General features: G+C 73.3%; 19 protein-coding genes. 8 read left to right on the top strand and 11 right to left on the bottom strand.

Going from position 1 to position 17,578, the window contains the following annotated elements:
* Positions 1–8: 8 nt before the first annotated feature.
* The 3 genes from ACFVSN_RS05735 to ACFVSN_RS05725 all read right to left on the bottom strand — a co-directional run bounded on the left by ACFVSN_RS05735 (position 9) and on the right by ACFVSN_RS05725 (position 1,733).
* A complete protein-coding gene (locus ACFVSN_RS05735) occupies positions 9–440 on the bottom strand; it encodes an ester cyclase (protein ID WP_380448211.1) in 432 nt (143 codons plus the stop codon).
* Between the two features lie 307 nt (positions 441–747).
* Positions 748–1,230, bottom strand: coding sequence for a hypothetical protein (locus ACFVSN_RS05730; RefSeq protein ID WP_387599217.1), 483 nt, complete (start codon positions 1,228–1,230; stop codon positions 748–750).
* Positions 1,227–1,733, bottom strand: a complete 507-nt coding sequence (locus ACFVSN_RS05725) for an RNA polymerase sigma factor (protein WP_387599214.1) — start codon at positions 1,731–1,733, stop codon at positions 1,227–1,229. The genes ACFVSN_RS05730 and ACFVSN_RS05725 overlap by 4 nt, the downstream gene beginning before the upstream one ends.
* 174 nt (positions 1,734–1,907) lie before the next feature.
* Here ACFVSN_RS05725 and ACFVSN_RS05720 point away from each other — a divergent pair, with 174 nt between their 5' ends.
* Complete coding sequence (locus tag ACFVSN_RS05720; protein ID WP_387599211.1) at positions 1,908–2,390, top strand: DUF3995 domain-containing protein; 483 nt, start codon at positions 1,908–1,910, stop codon at positions 2,388–2,390.
* Positions 2,391–2,456: 66 nt separating this feature from the next.
* Here ACFVSN_RS05720 and ACFVSN_RS05715 read toward each other — a convergent pair whose 3' ends face one another.
* On the bottom strand, positions 2,457–3,170 hold the full coding sequence (locus ACFVSN_RS05715) for a DsbA family oxidoreductase (RefSeq protein WP_380448215.1): 714 nt from the start codon (positions 3,168–3,170) through the stop codon (positions 2,457–2,459).
* Between the two features lie 123 nt (positions 3,171–3,293).
* Complete coding sequence (locus ACFVSN_RS05710; RefSeq protein WP_387953761.1) at positions 3,294–5,951, bottom strand: MXAN_6230/SCO0854 family RING domain-containing protein; 2,658 nt, start codon at positions 5,949–5,951, stop codon at positions 3,294–3,296.
* Positions 5,952–6,285: 334 nt separating this feature from the next.
* On the opposite strand from ACFVSN_RS05710, the gene ACFVSN_RS05705 reads away from it, so the two are divergent.
* Positions 6,286–7,269: a helix-turn-helix domain-containing protein gene (locus ACFVSN_RS05705; RefSeq protein WP_387599205.1), complete on the top strand. Its 984-nt coding sequence runs from the start codon at positions 6,286–6,288 to the stop codon at positions 7,267–7,269.
* A 136-nt stretch (positions 7,270–7,405) separates the two neighbouring features.
* Here ACFVSN_RS05705 and ACFVSN_RS05700 read toward each other — a convergent pair whose 3' ends face one another.
* Together ACFVSN_RS05700 and ACFVSN_RS05695 are read right to left on the bottom strand one after the other, a co-directional pair.
* The gene (locus tag ACFVSN_RS05700; protein WP_387599202.1) at positions 7,406–7,822 is read right to left on the bottom strand and encodes a hypothetical protein; all 417 of its coding nucleotides are present in this window, start codon (positions 7,820–7,822) and stop codon (positions 7,406–7,408) included.
* A 71-nt stretch (positions 7,823–7,893) separates the two neighbouring features.
* Entirely contained in the window at positions 7,894–8,301 is a 408-nt protein-coding gene (locus ACFVSN_RS05695) for a hypothetical protein (protein WP_387599199.1), read from the bottom strand.
* Between the two features lie 347 nt (positions 8,302–8,648).
* Between ACFVSN_RS05695 and ACFVSN_RS05690 the strand changes: the two genes are divergently transcribed.
* The gene (locus ACFVSN_RS05690) at positions 8,649–9,194 is read left to right on the top strand and encodes a DUF2165 domain-containing protein (protein WP_387599197.1); all 546 of its coding nucleotides are present in this window, start codon (positions 8,649–8,651) and stop codon (positions 9,192–9,194) included.
* Positions 9,195–9,291: 97 nt separating this feature from the next.
* On the opposite strand, the gene ACFVSN_RS05685 is transcribed toward ACFVSN_RS05690, so the two are convergent.
* Positions 9,292–9,987: a hypothetical protein gene (locus ACFVSN_RS05685; RefSeq protein ID WP_387599194.1), complete on the bottom strand. Its 696-nt coding sequence runs from the start codon at positions 9,985–9,987 to the stop codon at positions 9,292–9,294.
* 150 nt (positions 9,988–10,137) lie between these two features.
* Here ACFVSN_RS05685 and ACFVSN_RS05680 point away from each other — a divergent pair, with 150 nt between their 5' ends.
* The gene (locus tag ACFVSN_RS05680; protein WP_380448223.1) at positions 10,138–10,362 is read left to right on the top strand and encodes a hypothetical protein; all 225 of its coding nucleotides are present in this window, start codon (positions 10,138–10,140) and stop codon (positions 10,360–10,362) included.
* A gap of 103 nt (positions 10,363–10,465) precedes the next feature.
* Here ACFVSN_RS05680 and ACFVSN_RS05675 read toward each other — a convergent pair whose 3' ends face one another.
* Positions 10,466–11,365 carry a trypsin-like serine peptidase gene (locus tag ACFVSN_RS05675; protein ID WP_387953759.1) on the bottom strand — a complete coding sequence of 300 codons (900 nt, stop codon included), beginning with the start codon at positions 11,363–11,365 and terminating at the stop codon, positions 10,466–10,468.
* A 208-nt stretch (positions 11,366–11,573) separates the two neighbouring features.
* Here ACFVSN_RS05675 and ACFVSN_RS05670 point away from each other — a divergent pair, with 208 nt between their 5' ends.
* Entirely contained in the window at positions 11,574–12,824 is a 1,251-nt protein-coding gene (locus tag ACFVSN_RS05670) for a glycosyltransferase (RefSeq protein ID WP_387599189.1), read from the top strand.
* Positions 12,825–12,924: 100 nt separating this feature from the next.
* On the opposite strand, the gene ACFVSN_RS05665 is transcribed toward ACFVSN_RS05670, so the two are convergent.
* Positions 12,925–13,827 (bottom strand): peptidase inhibitor family I36 protein, encoded by a 903-nt coding sequence (locus ACFVSN_RS05665; protein ID WP_387599186.1) that lies wholly within the window; start codon positions 13,825–13,827, stop codon positions 12,925–12,927.
* Between the two features lie 270 nt (positions 13,828–14,097).
* Here ACFVSN_RS05665 and ACFVSN_RS05660 point away from each other — a divergent pair, with 270 nt between their 5' ends.
* From ACFVSN_RS05660 to ACFVSN_RS05650, 3 genes are all read left to right on the top strand, one after another.
* Complete coding sequence (locus tag ACFVSN_RS05660) at positions 14,098–14,595, top strand: hypothetical protein (protein ID WP_387599183.1); 498 nt, start codon at positions 14,098–14,100, stop codon at positions 14,593–14,595.
* Positions 14,596–14,686: 91 nt separating this feature from the next.
* A complete protein-coding gene (locus tag ACFVSN_RS05655) occupies positions 14,687–15,217 on the top strand; it encodes a hypothetical protein (RefSeq protein WP_387599181.1) in 531 nt (176 codons plus the stop codon).
* 445 nt (positions 15,218–15,662) lie between these two features.
* Positions 15,663–16,883 carry an RNA-guided endonuclease InsQ/TnpB family protein gene (locus tag ACFVSN_RS05650; protein ID WP_387599178.1) on the top strand — a complete coding sequence of 407 codons (1,221 nt, stop codon included), beginning with the start codon at positions 15,663–15,665 and terminating at the stop codon, positions 16,881–16,883.
* A 402-nt stretch (positions 16,884–17,285) separates the two neighbouring features.
* Here the strand turns inward: ACFVSN_RS05650 and ACFVSN_RS05645 are convergent, their stop codons facing one another.
* On the bottom strand, positions 17,286–17,510 hold the full coding sequence (locus ACFVSN_RS05645) for a hypothetical protein (protein WP_387599176.1): 225 nt from the start codon (positions 17,508–17,510) through the stop codon (positions 17,286–17,288).
* Positions 17,511–17,578 lie beyond the last annotated feature (68 nt).

The following is a 17,578-nucleotide window of genomic DNA, read 5'->3' as shown; positions in this document are numbered from 1 at the left end:
TCCCGACGCTACGCCGGTGCCGGGGCCGGCACGAGCCCGAGCTGGCGCAGCAGGCCGAGGTCGTCCAGTCGTCCCCAGCGTTCGACGATCAGGCCGTCCCGGAGCCGGAAGATGTTGATGCCCTTGAGCACGACCGTGCGGCCGTCGCCCGCGACGCCCATCACTTCGCCGCGTTGGGTGCCCGAGGCGGTGAACTGCTCGACGACCAGGTCACCCTCGCCGACGAGGAGTCCCAGGTCGGAATGCCAGTCGGGGAAGGCCCCTCGGAACAGGGCCCCTGCGGCACGCATCCCCTCCCGGCCCGCGTCGCCGCCCAGGGGCGGGTCGTGGTCGAGGTAGTCCTCGGCGAGGTAACCGTCGACGGCCGCCAGGTCGCCCCTGGTGAACAGCGCGTCGATGAACGCGATCACTGTCTGCTTGTTCCGCTCGATGGTGTCCATGCCGAAAATCCTCGACCCGCCGAGTCCCCGCTGGAACCCCAGCTCTCTGGGGTGTCCGCCCGTACCGGCCCCGCGGCGGTTCCGGAGCGGGTGCGCGAAGGCCGGGCAGCCGTGGCACGGACCGCGGCGGGCGCCAGAGCCTTGGCTCACTCGCCGTGCGGCACGCCGGTGGAAGGTACGCTGCGCGGATCGGCGCGACCGGGTGGCGGCGCTGTTCGAGCGCCGCGGGGTCGCCGTCGTCCCTTCCGAGGTCCCTTCCGAGGTCCCTTCCGAGGGGACGACCCCGCAGCGTCGCTGCTGTTTCTCGCTACTCCTCGTCGAGGAGGGCGGCGAACCGCTCCAGCGGGTTCCCGGTGAACGGGCGCAGCGCGGGGGCGAGGAGGCGTGCGCCGGGGAAGCGCAGTCCGCCGAGGAAAGCGAAGCGGGTCGTGCGGTCGGTCTCGGGGCGTGCTGCCATTCCGCCGAGGACGAGGCGGCTCTGCATCAGGCACCACCCGGGTGCGAGGTCGATGTCGAAGGTCGCGCGGAGCCGGGTGTGGCCGTGGATCCGGGCCCGGAACGGAGCACCGGTCGGCTCGGGGTCGATGAGACGGACCGTGCGGACGTCCGGGATCCAGAGCGGCATCGTGCGTTCCAGGTCCTGGGCGACCGACCAGACCCGCTCGAACGGCGCGTCGAGGACGGTCTCGCCGATCCGGGCCGCCCCGGGTGCGGTGGCGGCGATCACGTGCAGGCGGCGGATGGTGTCGAAGTCGGCGACGGGCCACTGGGGCACCGGGTTCTCGGTCACTGCTGCCACGCCTTTCGGAAGCTGAGTCGGGCCCGGGAGAGCCGGGACTTGACCGTCCCCGGTGCGACGGCGAGGAGTTCCGCGGTCTGCCGTTCGTCCAGCCCCTCCAGGTCGCGCATCAGCAGGACGGCCCGGTGCTCGGGGGAGAGCCGGGCGAGTACGTCGTGGATGTCCGCGGCGAGTTGGGGGTCGCCGGGCGCGGGGAGTTCGCCGAGTTCGGCCGGCCGGGAGCGCGCCGAGCGGGTCGCGCACCGTACGGCCTCGCGCACCGCGATGGCCCGGACCCAGCCGAACAGCGCTGCGGGCTCCTGGAGTTGGCGCAGCTTGCGGAAGACCACGATGAGCGCTTCCTGGGTCGCGTCCGCGCCGTCGTCCAGCGCGATCGGTCCGCAGAGTCGGCGGACGTAGGGGGTGATCAGGTCCAGCAGCCGGCCGACCGCGAGTTGGTCGCCGCCCTGGGCGGCCCGGACCAGTTCGGCGAGGCCGGGCGGTGGCTCCTGCATGGCGCTCTCTCCGTCGATCGGCAACAGGGGGTCCAAGGATGGAGGCGTCGCAACGGCGAAAGGTTCCGGCGGCTTTTCGCCAGGCTCGCGTGTTCCTCGTCACAGGAACGGATCGCCGGGTGGGGTGCTCCTCCGGGTGTTCGAACGTCCCGAGGTCCTCCGTGAGGTGACGCAATGAAGCCGACGAGCATCCATACCAAGGCCATCGCGATCGGCGCGGTGCTGGCCGTGGACGGTCTGGTCCACCTGTACTGGGCCAGTGGGCGGACCTGGCCGGTGCACGGCACCGTCCGGCTCTCGCAGCTGGTGCTCAACACCCGGGTGCCGTTCACCCCGCAAGGCCTGATCCCGCTCGCGGGCATGCTCTTCTCGGGCGCGGCACTGGTGCTGGTCCGGGGCGGGTGGCTGCCTGCCCTGGGCCGCCGGCTGCCCGCGGTACTGCCGCGCTGGGGGAGCCGGGCGGTGGCCGCCGGACTGCTGGCCCGCGGCACGGTCGGGCTGGTCTGGGTGACGGGGGCCTGGGCGGACCCGGCCGACACGTTCTACTGGCTCAACCTGCTCCTGTACACCCCGCTGTGCCTCCTGCTGGGCCGGGCGGCCTGGCAGGTGTCGGCGGCGGAAGGGGTGAGGGGACTTCCGTGGAGGGTCGTGGCGTGAAGGGCGGCCCGCCGGTGGTCCGGCGGGCCGACCTTCGGGTGGACGGCGGGAGTGCGCGGACGGGCCCTACGGCCGGGGCAGCTCGCAGCCGTCCGGCCCGCAGGCGTCCGCGTCGCCCCCGCCGACCTGGACCAGCGGTGCCGGCGGCCGGCTCTCCCAGGCCTGCTCCAGCGCCCGCGTGAACGTTTCCGCGGGCTGGGCCCCGGACACCCCGAGCCGGCGGTCGAGGACGAAGAACGGCACACCCGTCGCCCCCATGGCGCTCGCCGTCGCCTCGTCCTCGCGCACGGCCTCCGCGTACGCCTGCGGATCGGCCAGCACGGCGGCGGCCGCCTCGCCGTCCAGCCCGGCCCCGACGGCCAGCTCGACCAGCCGCTCCTCGTCGAACGCCGAGCGCTCCTCGGCGAAGTTGGCCCGGTACAACGCGTCCAGCAGCTCGGCCTGCCGGCCCCTCTCCTTGGCGAAGTGCAGCAGCCGGTGCATGTCGAAGGAGTTCGCCGCGTCCCGCCCGCCGTCCAGGTACGGCAGCCCCTCCGCGCGCGCGTTCTCGGCGATCCGGGCGTCCGCCGCCTCGGCCTGCTCCAGGCTCATCCCGTACTTCGCGGCGAGCAGCGGGAGCACGGGACGGGCCGCGCGCGGCGCGTTCGGGTCCAGCTCGAACGAGCGGTGCACGACCTCCACCTCCGCGCGGTGCGGGAACACCGCCAGGGCCTGCTCGAACCGGGCCTTGCCGATGTAGCACCACGGGCAGTTGATGTCGCTCCACACTTCGACGCGCACGGGACCGCACTCCTCTCACCGTGCGGGCCTGTCCCGCGCCGGTACTTACGGGAATGCGCTCGCGCACCCGAATATTTCAGGGTGAGAAATATTTGAACGGGCGGCCCACGACCGCGCAGCTCCTCAGCCGCGGGGTGCCAGCGCCGCGACCAGGTCCCCCGCCGTCAGCCGTTCCAGCTCCTCGGGCGCCGCGTCCACCGGCCCCGGATAGAGCCGGTAGAGCGCCCCGGACAGTTTCTCCGGCGCCGGCACGTCCCCGTCCACCAGCGCGACGAACGCCCGTGCACCGTCCGGCAGTTCCGCCTGCCCGGCGCCGTCGTCGTCCCGCCGCGCCCGCAGCCGGGCCGCGAACGCCCCGACGTCCTCGCCGTCGCGCCGCCGCCACCGCCGCACGCCGAGGCCTCCGCGCACGTGCACGTCGTCGGTGCCCGCCGCCGCCCGGGCGCAGGCGACGTCCCACAGGGTGGCCCGGTTCTCCGGGCCGAAGTGGGCGAGCACGTCGCGGCTGAGCGAGCCGACCTCGGCCTGGTGGCGGTGGACGCTGTGGTAGCCGCCGTCGGCGCCCGTGTTGAGGTCGGTCCAGGTGTACTGCCGCTGCGCGAGGTCGACGATCATCGGGACGGACACCTTGGCGTCCCCGACCAGGTCCAGCCGCTGGCGGACCGCCCTCGGGTGGTAGTGCTCGCCGCCGGAGGGCGTCGCGCCGAGGTCCATGAAGCCGGCGAAGGCCTCGGTCAGCTGCTCGAAGGCGACGTCGTTGTAGCTGAACACGATCACCACCGCGTACCGCGCGCCGCCCGCTGCCAGCCGGGCGAGGTCCAGGTCGACGAACTCCGTCGCGCCGTCGGGCGGCGGCGCGGACACGTAGTCGCCCGAGTGCACGGCCGCCCGGTCGCCGTGCACCAGGTTGGTGTAGTCGCACAGGCCGCTGAACCGCCACTGCTCGTCGTACAGCGCGACGGACAGGTCGAGGTCCACCCGCAGGTGCTCCGGCTGCATCCAGTGCACGAACAGCCGCAGCCGCTCGCCGGCCGGCAGCCGCTGCCGGCTCCCGCGCGGCACGCACACCAGGGTTTTGGCGGCGGCCCGCTCGGCGAACGGCGCGACCAGGTCGGCCAGGCCCTCGTCCAGCAGCGCGCGGTCGTAGCGCTCGCCGCCGCTGCGGCTCAGCAGCTCGGCCTCGATCAACGCGCAGAGCGGGGCGCCGAGTTCGGTGGGCACCACGGTGCCGTGGTCCTCCCGGGCGTGCGCCAGCGAGACCGTCCCCCGGGGGAAGTACAGCCGCCGCTCGCCCGCCGTCCGCTTCCCGCGCAGCCGCCCGTACGCGCCCAGCAGCGGCCCGGGGGCGACCCGGCCCAGGGCCCGGGCCACCGTCTCCAGCAGTTCGGGCGGCAGTGCGGCGCCGGGATCGGTGGTGGCGTGCACCCGCAGCACGTGGTGCAGCCGGCGGACCAGCTCGCCCGGGCGCGCGGCCAGCACCCGTACCGCACCGGCGGCGTCCCCGGCGGCCAGCAGCGATTCGACCCGCCCGGCGAAACCGGTGAACGCCAGCCGGGTGTGGTCGCCGGTGGTGACCACGCGCAGCGGCGCGGGCGGCTCGGCGAACTCCCGGCCCACCTCGTGGGTGCGCAGGTCCGTTTCCCGCAGCAGTACGAACGCGGCCGTCACCTTCGGGAAGCGTCGCCGGTGCTCGTAGGGGTGCAGCAGTTCGCCCGCGCGCAGCCAGGCCGAGCGGTGGCGGCGCAGGTCCTCGGCGAGGGCGGTGGGGGACAGGCCCTCCAGGACCTCCAGCAGGCCCCGGCGCAGCGGCCGCGGCAGGTTGCGCAGCCGCAGGCGCCGGGCGGTGGCGGGCAGCAGGTCGGGCTCGGCGCCGGACCACGCCCAGAGCAGGCGCAGCACGTCGGTCGCGGTGTCGACCCGCTCGGCCAGGACGGGCAGGGCGGAGGTGGCGTCGCGCTCCAGCAGGGCGGCGAGGACGGTGGCCTTGGTCTCGCGCAGCGGGATCCGCGCGGGCAGGCGCTGTGGCAGGTCCTGCGGTGCGTGGGCGAGCAGCGCGGCGAGGTCGTCGCGGTCCTGCGGGGAGAGCGGGGTGCGGCGGGCCAGCAGGCGGTGGAACTCGGCCATCGCGGCGGTGACCTGGTCGGCGGTGATCAGCCGCAGCGGGCGCAGGGCCTGCCGTCCGCCGAAGTCCTGCGCCGCCTTGCGTCCGGCCGAGCCGTCCTCGCCCAGGTAGGTGCCGGTTGCCAGCCGCGCGCCGCACAGCGGGCACTGCCCGCCCCGGCCGTCGGCGTCCAGGCCGTCCAGGCAGGGCGCGCAGAGCAGGTGCGCGCAGGGCGCGAGCGCGCCGACGCCCACCTCGGCGCCGCGCCGGCCGCAGTGCGCGCAGGGTTGGTTCGGCTGGTTGAGCAGGAACGCCCTGATCTGCCGGGTGTAGAGGACGTGCGCGTGGTCCGGCACGGCATCCGGGAAGCGGCGGAACAGCGGCAGGTGCTCGCGGTCCGCGCCGAGCAGGTGGTCGATCCGGGCGAGCAGCCCGTCGCCCAGCTCGGCGAGCCGCACCGGCGCCAACCGGGCCAGCGCGGCGCGCAGTTGCGTGGTGAGGACGTAGCCGCGCCGGACCAGATCGGCATCGAGGGCCACCAGGCCCCGAACGCTCCACGGATCCGCGGAGGGCAGCAGTTCGCCGGGGGCCACGGCGAGGGCACCACGCCGGCGGAGCAGGAAGGAACCGAGATCGAGATCGACGCTGACGTCGAAGGGAGCCACGATGGCTCGGGGCATGCGAAGAGATCCCCCCACGGAGGCGGAAAGTAAGGAGGGGCGGAGAGGGGGCGCGCTACTGGTTTTCGAAGGAAGAAGAGAAGGAAGCGCGCCGCGGAGCCGCCAACACGGCGACCATAGCCGAACACCGAGGCACCGCCCACCGATTTATTCCGGCCACCTCGGAGCAGGACGGCACGCCCGCCCCTGGGGATCCCGGGACGAAGCCGACTGTGACCTGCCGGGACGTCAACCCGTGGGACGGGAAAGGGATATGTAAGCGATCGGTGAGACGGACGGTGCGAGGATCGGCGAAACGTTGCTGGAACGACGCCGGCTGGGGGGCAGGGCGTACATGAGTGATACGACATCGGTGCGGCGAGACGGCGAACGGGAAACGGCGCGGCTGTCGGAACGCCTGCGGGAAATGCGTTCGCTGACGAAGAAGAGTCTCAAAGACCTGGAACGCGTGACCATGGTGAGCGACTCGTCCTGGTCGCGGTACCTCGCCGGTCGCGGCCTGCCACCGTGGGCCGCGGTGGAGGCACTGTGCCGCGAGGTCGGGCGGGACCCGGAGGACCTGCGCCTGCTGTGGGAAGCCGCAGCGGCATCACGCACCGAGCAGGAGCGGCCCCCGCAGACGGCCGACGACGTCGGGCCGGGAACGGCCGGGACCGTGGTGCCCGTCCGCAGGAGGCGGTCGTGGCTGGTGTTGGCGGCAGCTGCCGTGACGCTCCTCGGAGTACTGGTGAGTGCGCTTGTGCCTGCTCTGCGGGACGGCGGGACCGGTTCCTCGGCGCCGCAGGCCGATCCGAAGCCGGACGGCCCGGCTTTCGGGGCATCACCCCCTGCGCCGCGCACCGCAACGGCGGTGCCCGGCGCGATCCGTGCGGACGCGGCCGTGCCGGAGCAGTTCCGCGGCGCCATCGAACTCGCCGCGAGGCGGTGCACCGAGGCCGAGGTGACCCCGGCGCTGCTGGCGGCGATGCTCAAGGTCGAGAGCGGTTTCGACCCGGACCTGCGCGACCCGAAGGCGGACGAGTACGGGATCGCCCGGTGGACCCCGGCAGTCTTCAACGCCTGGGCGGTGGACGGCAACGGTGACGGGGTGAAGGACTACATGTCCCCTGCGGACGCGATCGCCACGATGGGCCTGTACACCTGCTGGCTGGACCAGCGGATCAAACAGAGCGGCCTGCACACCAACCTCCCGGGCCTGATCGCGGCCGCCTACCGCACCAGCGACAAGGCCGTCATCCAGGCCGAGGGCCCGCCCGAGGGGACCGCCGCGTACGTCGCCGATGTCCTGCGCTACCAGGAGCAGTTCGCGACCCGGTAACTGCCGGCTGCTCCGCCCCCGGACCGGGGACGGAGCAGCCGTTGTGCGGGGTGCCGGACCGGAAGGTGCTCCGCGACCGGGTGAGGCGTGCGGTAGCGGCCCTTCCGGGCAGGCGAGGATCAGCCCGTGGGACGGATCACGGCGCGAAGTAGGGGACCGGTTGTCCGTTGACGTCCAGGATGTCACTGTCGCCGTTGGGGCCGCCGCTGACGAAGATCCCGCTGATCCAGCCCCAGTTGGGGCTTCCGGGGATCTGGATCCACGCCCAGCGGTTGTTGTGGTAGGACCCGTAGGAGGCCTCGTCGCCGATCCATTCGCTGTCGACGCAGTAGTTCCCCGCATTGATCGTGGCGACGACCGGCTGGTGGAGGATCCGGCCGTCGTCCCACTGGCTGTGGACGTTGACGCCGTTGGCCCAGACGTGGATCGTCGTCGTGCAGGAGGGACCGCCGACGGCGTGGGCGGGGGCGACGGAACCGAGACTCATCGCCGTGCCGGCCAGCGCGGCCACGGCCAACGCCCGGACGCCGTGGGACTTTTTGACTGTCTGCATGCTGCTCTCTCCTCTGTGCTCTCGGATTGTTTCGTGCGGGGAACGGGGACCGACGCCCCGGAGCCGGGCCGTCAGCAGTGGCTGACGTGCGGCGACCAGTCCGCGTAGTTTCCGGTGTTGAGGTAGTAGTCGTTCACGAAGACGGTGGCTTCGGAGACCTGGAACCAGTAGCGGTCCCCGTGTCCGTCGGCATCGGGCGCCCCGGTGGTCCAGCAGAAGAGCGGCACCTCGTCACCGTTGTGGAGCTGCACGCCCTCCTGGACTCCGTGGGCGTAGTCCGGTGCGAGGTGCATTGCGAGGTAGGAGCCCGGGTTGATGGCGGTCACCGTGGTGCACACCCTGTTGCCCCAGAAATCGCGGCAGGGCTGGTGGAGGTCGACCGCGGCAGAGGCCGGGGCCGCGAACACGCCGCAGGCCGCCAGCGCGAATCCGAGCGCGGTGGCGAACCGGGCGGCGACAGCCGTCGAAGGACGACGCACGAGGGAACTCCTGTCAGTGGGATTGCCGTCGAGAAGCCGCCTCCATGAAGGCGGCGAGGGCCGAGCCGGGAAGGCCCGACGGCGAGTGACCCCAAGCTGAGCAGCGCGCCGGTGGACGGACAAGCGCCCGTGTGCCGGACGGGACGTCCCAGGGACGGGCCCCGCCGTGACCTGCCGGGACACCACCGCTCGGGATGAGGACGGGATCCGAGGAACCGGCGGCTGTCATCCTTGGGGGAGCGGGAATCACGTGGGATGGTCGTGAAGATGGTCCTCGGGTTCCGGGCCGGTCCGGCGTGGGAGCCGGCACCGCCGGCCAACTCCCTTGAGCGGTTAGCCTTTTCCGCATGCAGACCACCCGCCCCGCAAGCCCGGGTCCCGCCACCACCCGCGACCGCCTGCTCGCGTTCGGCTCACTGCCCGCGGCAGCGGCCGTGCTCACCGGGACGAACGCGCTCTACCTGCTGCTCGTCGTCTTCGGGAACGTCACCGACTTCCCCACCAACCAGCACTTCGTCCAGCACGTGCTGGCGATGGACACCACCTTCCGGGACGGGAACCTGATGTGGCGCTCCATCACGTCCCCGGGCCTGCAGAACGCGGCGTACGTCGCGATCATCGCCTGGGAGGCGCTGAGCGCCCTGGTGCTGACGGGCGGGACGTTCGCCTGGTGGCTGCGGCCGGACCTGGCGCGCCGGCTCAGCAGCCTCGGCCTGCTGCTGATGCTGCTGCTCTTCGGCGTCGGGTTCATCGGGATCGGCAGCGAGTGGTTCGCCATGTGGCAGTCGAAGACGTGGAACGGCCTGGACGCGGCGATCCGCAACGTCACCCTGGCCGGACTGGCCCTGGTGGTGGTGAACCTGCCGTACCGCCCGCACACCCCGTCGGAGTGAGAGGACGCGCGCCGGTGCTGCCCGCCCGGTCGGCACCTCCGCCGCCCGCCACCTCTCCGGCACCGCCGACTTTCACCTTCCAGCCCCCGAGGCGCCGTCAGCTCGCGTCGTCCCCGGGAGCCCCGTACTCCCGGTGCGCGTCCAGGTAGGGCAGTTGCACCCGTTCCCGCCAGTCCGCCGCCTGTTCGTGCGCCGCCGGCCGCACCGCCGCCGCCTCGCCCGCGTCCTCGGCCCAGCCGTACGGGTACGGGCTGCCCAGGGCCACCGCCGTCGCGGCGAGGTAGCGGGCCATCGCCGCGTCGTCCGGTACGGCCAGGGTCTCGACCTCGCCCCGGTCGACCGTGATGCCGATCTCCCAGCCCCCCTGTGCCGTGCGCTGCGCGCCCCAGCCGCGCGCCCAGCGCACGTGCTCCGCCGTGACCTCGCCCCCGGGCCCGGGGTCCAGCCCCGCATCACGCAGCGCAGGGACCACGGAGGCCGGGGACGGCCAGGGGATGGGCAGCCCGGCGCTCACCGCCACGCCGAGCACGGTGCGGCACGGGTAGGGCGTGCGGCAGCACGCGCAGCGCGGCTGCCGCGCCTCGGAGCCGCCGCCTTCCGCCCGGGCGGGCTCGTGCAGCTGCACCACGGCGCCGAGCAGGTACTGGTGCCTGCCGACCGGCTGCCCGGCGTCCTTCAGGTCCCGCAGGAAGAGCTGCAGCAGCCGGTGGAAGAGCCGGCCGCACTCGTGGCTGCCCAACGGCGGCACCGGCACCCGGACCACGCTGTCACTCCCTCGCCCGTCACGACCCATGCGGACGAGCCTAGGGCCTTCGCGCCGGTCACCCGGCCGGGCCCTGGACGCCGGCCGTGTCCGAACGCTCACGGACCGGATTCCGCGAGGTTCGAACCTCCGATCGTCCGGGTACATACCGAGTGTTCGGCAGCTACCCGAGGGGGCGCCATGGCCACGCTGATCGCCTTGTTCGCGGGCCTCGCCGTCATCGTGACCGGCCTCGCCGTCCACCTGCACCGCAGACCCGACAACCGGACCGAGACCGTCGAAGGACTGCTTGCCGAGCAGGAGCGCACGGCCCGGCTGCGGGCCGCCCGCTCCTCCTACAGCTCGATCGCCATGCACAGCACCCACGGCCTGACCGTCGACGACCTGGAGAGGTACCGCAGGTAGGGTCCGGCCGGCTGCGCGGCAGCCCCGGTACTCCACCGGGCAGGACCTGAGGTCCGGCCGGCTGGAGCACCGGGGCGGCGGGGGAGCGGTGCCGTGTGCGCGGTCAGGCGTTCTGCGCCCCGTTGAAGACGTTGTAGGCGTCGTCGCGGAAGTAGGCGCTCACCGCCCACCACTTGCCCTGCCAGCTGTTGCCCGTGACGAAGTCGCCGGTCTGCACGGCCGAACCGTCGTTCTGGTCGTAGTTGACGAAGAACGGTCCGCCGCTGGCACCTCCGCCCAGTCCGATGCAGTTGTCGATCCGCGCGGTGGACGGCTGCTCGGGGCCGGCCACCGGCTGGCCGCCGCACCAGAGCATGTGCTCCCGCTCGGCGGGAACCACTCCGGGGATGCCGATGATGTGCGCGTAGTTGTTGATGTCCCGGTTGAACCCGATGCCGGTGGCCCCGACGACGTCCGCGATGTGCTGTCCGTTCAGCGTGTTCAGCACGATGAAGGCGATGTCGCCCTGCGGAGCGGGGGCGTCGACCCAGCCGGCCGCCCGCCAGCTCCACCAGCCGTGGGGGGCGTTCCCCGCGTCGTAGCCGGGAGCGAACGAGAAGTCGTGCCCGCCCTCCACGCAGTGCCGGGCCGTGGCGATGACGTCGCGGTTGGCGCTGGAGACGACGTTGGCGGTGCACACGCCGTTCCCGGTGAGCAGCCGCCCGGTGGTGCCCCAGACGCTGGCCTTGCCGGCGGCCGTCGCACTGGCGGCGACCCTCGTGCCGGCCTTGGGGTTGGCGGTCGGTTCGGTCGCGTGGATCGTCAGCGGCCGGCCGCCGAGGGAGCTCTCCTGGTCGGGAGCCCAGCTCGTACTGCCGGCGTTCGCCGGGTTGATCAGGACGTGGCTCTTGCCGCCGACCCGCTCGATCGGCCCGGTGCCGACGGCCGGTGCGGCGGACGAGACCGGCACGGCCAGGCCGAGGGCCGCCACCGATGCCACCAGTGCTGTGAGGAGACCGCGCATGCGCATGGGTGTCCTTTCTTGACTGCGGGATGTCGGGATGTGCTGTCCCGTCAGCTTGGAAGTGGCACGTCAACAATTGGTCAACAACGTGCCAACGACTGCACCGGCGACCACGGCCGGCCCGGGCCGGTGGCCGGCGTACCGGAAGGTCCCCACGGTATTTCCGTTCGGCTGACGCGAGTTGGCAAATTCGGCATACTAACCGTCCATGAGAGTGGCTCTGTTGACCGCCGGTTCGCGTGGTGACGCGGCTCCCTACACCGGCCTGGGGCACGCGCTGGAACGGGCCGGGCACCGGGTCACCCTGGTCACCCACGCCCGTTTCGCCTCCCTCGCCGAGGACGCGGGCATCGGCTTCCATCCGCTGCCGGTGGATCCGCGGGCGGAGCTGGAGACCGAGCGGGGGCGTGCGCTGCGGCGCAGCGCCAACGACGTGGAGCAGCGGGCCCGGGCCTTCCTGCTCGCCCGGCAGGGCGCGCGGCAGATGGCGGAGGGCCTGCTGGCGGCCGCCCAGGAGGCCGATGTGCTGCTCGTGTCGAGCTCGTTGCAGTTGCCGGGTCACACCCTCGCCGAGGGGCTCGGGCTGCCCGGCATGGGCGTCTACCTCCAGCCTCTCCACGCCACCGGTGAGTTCGCTCCGAGCGTCATGAGCACCCGGTCCTTGGGGCCGGTCGGCAACCGGATCGCCGCGCGGGCCGTGAACGCCGCCGTGGACGCCGTCTACTCCGAGACCGCCCGCACGTTGCGGGCCCGCCTCGGCCTGCCGCCCCGCAGTACCCGCGCCGCCCGCCACGCCCGTGAACGGCAGCGCTGGTCCGTCCGGCACGGCTTCAGCCCGCTCGTCGTCCCCCGGCCCCGCGACTGGCGCCCGGAGCTGACCGTCGACGGCTACTGGTGGCAGTACGACCCGCCGGGCGCCGGACTGCCCCAGCGCGTCCGGGAGTTCCTGGCGGCCGGCCCGCCGCCGGTCTTCGTCGGGCTGGGCAGCATCCCGGTGCGCGACCCGGCGCGGCTGGGCGCGACGGTGGTGCGGGCCCTGCGCGCGGCCGGGCTGCGCGGGGTGGTCCAGCGCGGCTGGAGCGGTCTGGAGGCCGACGGCGACGACATGCTCACCGTCGACGACCTCCCGCACGCCGTGCTCTTCCCGCAGACCGCCGCCGTGGTGCACCACGGCGGAGCGGGCACCACGGCGGCGGCCCTGCGCGCGGGGGTGCCCGCGGTCCCGCTTCCCCTCCAGCTCGACACCGGTTTCTGGGCCGCCCGCCTGGCCGCCCTGGGCGTCGCGCCCCGGGCCGTACCGTTGCGCGGCCTCACCGCTCCGGCGCTGACCGCCGCGCTGCTGAGTGTCACCACCGACCCGTCCTACCGGGAGCGGGCCCGTGCCCTGGGCGCCCGCATCCGGGCGGAGGACGGGACGGCCCCGGTCGTCGCAGCCGTGGACCGGCTGGCCAACGCCTGAGGCCGGCGAGGCCACCGCCACCGCGGACCCGTCCGAGGGGACGCGGACCGCGGCGCCGGCACGCCGTCCGGCAACGCCGGGGCCCCGGTGCGGGCAGCGGTCACGGCAGGGTGCCGGGCGTCCAGGCGTGCCCGTCGGTGAGGATGTTCACCAGGGACGGGGTGCCCTTGTCGGGGGCTCTCAGGTCGGTGATGCGCGTGTACGGGTCGGCATGGACGTACGGGGACAGGAAGCTGTGCTCGACGTGCAGGGCGACGTCCACGGCCGTGTTGTTGACGACGGAGGACGCCGCCTTGTCGTGGGCGGCGTCCAGGTCGTAGGGGCCGGACGCGTCGGCCAGCAGCATCCATCCCGGCCGCTCGTTGAAGGACTGGTTCTCGAACAGGCAGACCCAGTTCCTCGGGCACGCGTCGGGGCCCTGGACCTCGTGCGCCACGTAGAAGCGGCCGGGCCCGGACGGCACGTCGACCACCGCACGGCCGCCGTGGGCGTCCGCGATCGCCGGGACCGGGGGAGCACCGGGGACCGCGCTCCCCGAGTCGGAGGGGGCGGGCTCCCGGCCGGAGGGAAGGAACACCAGCACGGCCACCGTGGCGGCGCCGGCCACGGCCAGGACGGCTCCGGCCAGCAGACCGAGCCGCCCCCGCCGCGAGAGCCGTGAACGACCGGCGTCATCGCCGGGGCCGGGAGGCCGCGGGGGCTGCGAGGGTTTGCGCCGTTCGTCGATCGCCGCGCGGCGCAACTCCTCCCAGTACGCCCAACCGCGTTTCGCGGCGGCGCCCCGCCGCTGCGCACGCGCTTCGAGCACCTCCACCACGAAACGCGCCACCTTCGCGTCACTGGGGATGCTGCGCCCGTTCAGCCAGTCGCACAGCGTGGCGACACCGACCTTGACCTGCGGCTGCTGCCGCATTCCCTGGTCGGCCAGCTGACGGTACGTCGGCGCGCCCGCGGCCTCGTACAGCTTCCGCAGCTCCTCGGTGAACCGCTCGGCTGCCCCCATGCTCCCTCACTCACCTCTGCACCGAATTCGGCCCGAACCGGCGCCGAACGCTTCCGCACACCGGCTCCGGCCTGCGCGGATGCCGTTCGGCCGAACGACCCGTACTGGCCCGGCCCGCTCGCCGCCCGCTGACATGGACCCCGGGCCGGGCCGGGCCGTCCGCCCGACCGGTCCAACGAGCCTCGCGGCCCCACGATGCGGCGGCTTCAGGCCGCCCGCCGCCGGCCACCCGACCCACCCGAAGAGACCCGAAAAGACAGGACTCATCCCATGACCCGCACCCGCACGACGCTGGCCGCCGCCGTCGCCTGCGCCTTCCTGCCCCTGGCCGCCACCACGGCCACGACCACGGCCTCGGCCCAGCCGCGGGCGCAGGAGACCGCCCGGTCCCTGCCCTGCCCGGACGGCTCGACCGACCTGGGGGCGGGCCACGACCGGATCGGCGATAGCAACGAGCTGATCGTCCAGGTCTGCGGCCACAAGGCCACGCACCAGGTCACCAGCGTCCGCATCCACTACGCCAAGCGCAGCGGGGGCTGCGCCGACGGCCTGCGCTTCCACTGGCGGTGGGCCAACGGGCACGGCACCCCGAAGGGCGGCGGAGGCGACGACAACGGCGCCTTCCGGGCCTGCGCCCCGAGCGACCCCAGCTTCGTCTGGGACTACCCGTCGCCCCGGTCCGCGCCCTCGCCCGACGCGGCCGCCGTCGTGGGCGGGCTGACCAGCGGCGACACGACGTACGTCACCACGCCCGTCACGTGGAACTGACCCGCCCCCCAGGGACCCGGGTCGGATCCGCGGGTCCCCCGACCCCACGCGTGACCGAAACCAACCCGCCCACAACGCAAGGACCACACCGATGAACCGTGCAGGTGTTGCCGGCGCGGCGCTGCTCGCCGCCCTCGCCCTCACCGGGCCCGCCGTCGCCGCCGCCCCGACGGGCGTCACCGGCGCCGCGCCGAAGATCAGCCGCAGCGAGGAGATCGCCCGGGCCCGGACCTGGCTGACCGCCGACCACGGCAGGCCCGTCCCCTACGACCAGAACCACGACTGGACCGACGGCTGGCGCGAGGACTGCTCCGGGTACGTCTCCATGGCGCTCAAGCTGCCCAAGGCCGGCCCCAACACCGTCGGACTCAAGAACGACGGCTGGACCAAGCCCATCCCGATGAGCGAGCTCAAGCAGGGCGACCTCGTCATCAAGGCCGACAGCGACAGCAGCAAGCGGCGCCACGTGGTGATCTTCGACCGCTGGACCGACGCCCGGCACACCGCGTACGAGTCGTACGAACAGGCCGGCGGCGTCGGAACCCGTACCCACGTCCACACCTACGGCCTCGACGCGCACGACGGCTACCAGGCCTACCACCCGGTCAACCTGACGGACTGACAACCCGACCACGAAGGGCCTCCCGCCGAGCCTGCCCCCACTCGCCGGCGGCGAGGCCCCCGGGCCGGGTCGGCCGTCGCCCCCGAACCGTTGCCGGTTCCGCCGGTGCACCTGGGCAGCGCGGCGGCCTCCAGTGCCTTCTCGGGGCCGCCGTAGCGTAGCGCGCGCCTCGGACAACGGCCCCGGCGAGGCTCGGCCGGGAAGGGGGTCAGGCGGTGGCCTTGCCCGCGGTGACCAGGGCGGCGAGTGCGGTCCGCTGGACGTACACCAGCAGGCCGACGGTGACGCCGGCCATCACCAGGGCCATCCCTGATCTTGCAGGGTATCCCCGGCTTCAGCCGGGGAGGGATGCATCCTTGGCCCGGAGCCGCGAAGCGGCGGAGAACGCTGCGTTGTCAGTGGGGTGCACTAGCTTGACCACATCGACCGAAAGGGGGTGGGCTGGATGATCCGTGCGTACAAGTTCCTCATGCGGCCCACCGTGGGCCAGGCGCAGGCACTGTCGGAGATGCTTCGGGATCACTGTTCGCTCTACAACGGGGCGTTGCAGGAACGCCGCGACGCCTACCGGCACGTCTCGAAGACCGGCATCACGTACGGGATGCAGTCGGCGCAGCTCAAGGAGATCCGGGCGTTCGACCCGGAGCGCCAGGGCCGCTGGTCGTTCTCCTCGCAGCAGGCGACGCTGCGTCGCCTGGACAAGGCGTTCGCCGGGTTCTTCCGCCGGGTCAAGTCCGGCGAGACGCCCGGTTACCCGCGCTTTCGGGGGGTGAGCTGGTTCGGCACGGTGGACTTCCCGAAGGACGGTGACGGCTGCCGCTGGGATTCCACGCCGCACGACCGGGTGACCCGTGTCCGGTTCCAGGGCGTCGGGCACGTCAAGGTCAACCGGCACCGGCCGGTGGTCGGCAGGGTCAAGACCGTGTCCGTCAAGCGCGAGGGCCGCAGGTGGTTCGTCGTGCTGACCGCCGAACAGGGCGAGCCCCAGCCGCTGCCCGCGACCGGCTCCGTGGTCGGCATCGACGTGGGCATAGCCAACTTCCTCGCCGACTCGGGCGGCGGGTTCGTGCCCAACCCGCGCCACGGGCGGAAGGCCGCCGCGAAGCTCGAAGCCGCACAGCGGACTCTGTCCCGGTTCCCGCGCTGCAAGGCCAAGGACCGCACGGCGAATCACCGGCGGGCGGTCGAGAAGGTTTCCGGGCTGCACGGCAAGGTGCGCCGCCAGCGCCTCGACCACGCGCACAAGACCGCGCTGGGCCTGGTCCGCGCGCACGATTTCATCGCGCACGAAGACCTCAGGATCCGCAGCATGGTCAAGGCTCCCGTGCCGAAGCCCGACCCCGACCAGCCGGGTGGCTTCCTGCCCAACGGAGCGGCGGCCAAGGCCGGGCTGAACAAGTCGATCAACGATGCCGGTTGGGGGGTGTTCCTCACGATCCTCACCAGCAAGGCTGAAAGCGCCGGCCGGGAAGTGATCGCCGTGGACCCCCGCAACACCTCCCGCACCTGCCCGCGCCCGGAGTGCGGGTACGTCGCGGCAAAGAACTGGCCCACACAGGACACCTTCCACTGCGTCGCCTGCGGCCACACGGCGCACGCCGACACGGTGGGAGCCGTCAACGTTCTACGGGCCGGGCTGGTCCGTCGCAACGCCCGCCAGGGTTAGCGAGAAGCCCCCGGCTTCAGCCGGGGGAGGAGTCACGGTGTCCCCCGTGGTGTCGTTCCCCGCCGGGACGTGCCCGCCCCGGTCATGATCATCAGTTTCGCACGCCGGTTCGGCCGCAGGTGGCGGCGATGTGTCAGCAAGGCGAGATGACGGACGTCATGGGGCCCGACGCCGGCCGGGCGCGTTCAGGGTGTGCCCTTCGGGACGACGAGGACGACGACCGGGTCCGGGGCCACGGCGGAACCGGGCCGTGGCCCCGTGTTTCGGCGCCGGGCCGGCCGGGCCACCGTCCGGCAGCGCCGAACGTGAGGCACCGGCAGGGTGAGGAGGTCGCCGGATACGCCGGTGCTCTTCACGCGCCGCCGGGCACGGCCGCCGCTGCCGGCGGGTTCCCCACCCGGGTCACTCGCGGTCGGTCACCGCGAGCACGATCTTCCCGGTGGTACGGCCCAGTTCGCCCAAGCCCGCCATGCCTTCGCCGAAGAGCACCGTGCCGGCGGCGGCGAGGATGTCGCGGTGTACCTCGTCGGCCGGCCGCCGTCCCCGGCCCCGTCGTGCCGGCGCGCCGCCCTCCCCTGCCGGGCCGGTACTCGGGCCCCCGGCCTGACGATGCGTCTGATGGGGCATCCGCCAGATGATGCCCCATCAATCTCCGCTGTCCGTTTTGCGATGACCAAGACTCGGCAGTGCAGAGA

The organism is Kitasatospora sp. NPDC057904 (assembly GCF_042887925.1).
Classification (GTDB): Bacteria; Actinomycetota; Actinomycetes; order Streptomycetales; family Streptomycetaceae; genus Kitasatospora.
This window is presented reverse-complemented; position numbering and strand designations above follow the sequence as displayed.